Origin of the sequence: Nocardia fusca NBRC 14340 (assembly GCF_001618425.1) — a bacterium.
Lineage (GTDB): Bacteria > Actinomycetota > Actinomycetes > Mycobacteriales > Mycobacteriaceae > Nocardia > Nocardia fusca.
In genome coordinates, this window is record NZ_BDCU01000085.1 from 1 (window position 1) to 1,873 (window position 1,873).

General features: G+C 64.4%; 1 protein-coding gene and 1 pseudogene. Both read left to right on the plus strand.

Translation table 11 applies throughout. The features are described from left to right. A pseudogene (locus tag NF4_RS37385) lies at positions 1 to 367 on the plus strand (transposase); the annotation flags it as partial. A 772-nt stretch (positions 368 to 1,139) separates the two neighbouring features. Then, positions 1,140 to 1,868: a helix-turn-helix domain-containing protein gene (locus NF4_RS35925; protein WP_063131843.1), complete on the plus strand. Its 729-nt coding sequence runs from the start codon at positions 1,140 to 1,142 to the stop codon at positions 1,866 to 1,868. Positions 1,869 to 1,873 lie beyond the last annotated feature (5 nt).

A 1,873-nucleotide genomic window follows, 5' to 3' on the forward strand; every position in this document is an offset into this window, starting at 1 on the left:
TTCCGTCATCCGGGTCGGCGTCGGAGCAGTGACCGTGCGGGGTTGGAGGGAATCTTGTTCGTGGCTCGAACCGGTATCGGTTGGAACCAGTTGCCGACCGCGTTGTTCGGGGCCTCGGGTGCGACGTGCTGGCGACGGTTGGCCGAATGGCAGGAAGCCAGGGTGTGGCAGCAGCTACACGATCAGGTACTGGTCGAACTGCGCTCGGCGGGGAAGCTGGACCTGTCCACCGCGTTGGTCGATGCCTCGCATCTGCGGGCTCTGAAAGGGGGGCCATGTCGGTCCCAGCCCGGTCGACAGGGCGATACCCGGCTCCAAGCACCACCTGATCACCGACGCCACCGGAACACCCCTCGCGGTGAGGCTGAATGTTGATGCAGGTCGAGTGGGAGGTTTCGTGTCGGGTTGGCGGGTGCTTTGGGTGCCGCGGGACGTGGTGCGGTGCGGGGTTCGTCGGACTCGCCGGGGCGATTCACCTCGATCGTGCCCGGGATCTTAAGGACGTCGGCCGATGCGGCCATTCCCTCGCTCGGGCGATCGGCGTTGCCCCTCCAGTCTTGCGTGTCGAGGATGGTCGGCTCAGGTTCGCGGGAATGCCAGGCGGCCCATCCCGCTGCTGCGGCCCGCTCCGCGACGGACTTACTCCACTGCCACACGATGCATCTTCCCCTGCGCTCGGTTGTCGAGACGCACGGTCCCGACCGCTAATAATGTTTCGTAACAGAAGTTTTCCGACCGGCAGACGGCCGAGCGGCCCTTTCATCACACGCGTGTGCGGATGCGGGTGGGTTCAGGAACCACCCCGCTGCTGATGACTTCGGCACGTATCGAGTTCCGTCCGTGCCGTCCCCTCCAGATCCGTTTCCCGCCGAACACATGACGTTCGAACAGAATGTTCCGTATCCGTTCATCCGGCAGCGGGGCCAGCCCGGGCGCGCCGAGCGGCCGACGCTGTCTCGCCGAAACGCACCCGCGACCCCTCCTCGATCGGCGCGTCGTCGGTGGCGGCAACATCGACTCTCCGGTGGTCGTGCCTCGTCGAACGACCGAATCCGAGTCTTGCGGAACGGATCGCGCATGGTCAAACATGTGCGATGTCCCATTTTGTCCCACTTCGACCGTGAGGAAGGAGCGTTCGCGTGACCGACGCCCATCGCACGATCGCACGCTATCTCCGAGAACGCCGCGAGGCCGCAGGGATGACGCGTGCCGCGCTTGCGAAAGCGGCCGCCCTGTCCCCCGGATTGATCCAGAAGATCGAACAAGGCTCTCGCACACCCACTCTCGACGCACTCTCCGCTCTCTTCGAGGCACTGTCCGTGCCACCGACCCTGTGCGATCACATCATCAGCCTCACACTTCCGACCCGCCTCAATGCCTCGCTCAGCGGTGAGTCCCAGACCGTGCTCGGCTCGGATCTCGCTGTCCTGAAAAGCATTCCGCACCCTGCCTGCTTCCAATCGCAACCGACATTTGACGTCCTCGCCGCCAACGACGCATGGGCCCACTGGTTCCCGGGCTGCGATCCGGGCACCAACATCCTCGAATGGATGATGCTGCACCCGGCGGCACGAGCCCTGCTTCCCCAATGGCGTCGCCAGACCCACCTGATGGTCTACGCGTTTCGCATCATGGGTCCCGGCCTGGTCCCACCCGAACGAATAGCCGAGATCGTGCGCACGTGCGAGCAGGCGCCGGAATGGCATGAGCTGTGGGCCACCGAAGTGGCACCCGAAGACATTCCCCGGCCCACCGTTCTGGTGAACGATCCCGACACCGGGGAAACTCGCGAGATGTACGCGGGAAATCTCAAGTTCGACTTCCCACGCCGACACTGGTGGATGTATTCGCTGATACCCGTCACCTGAGACAA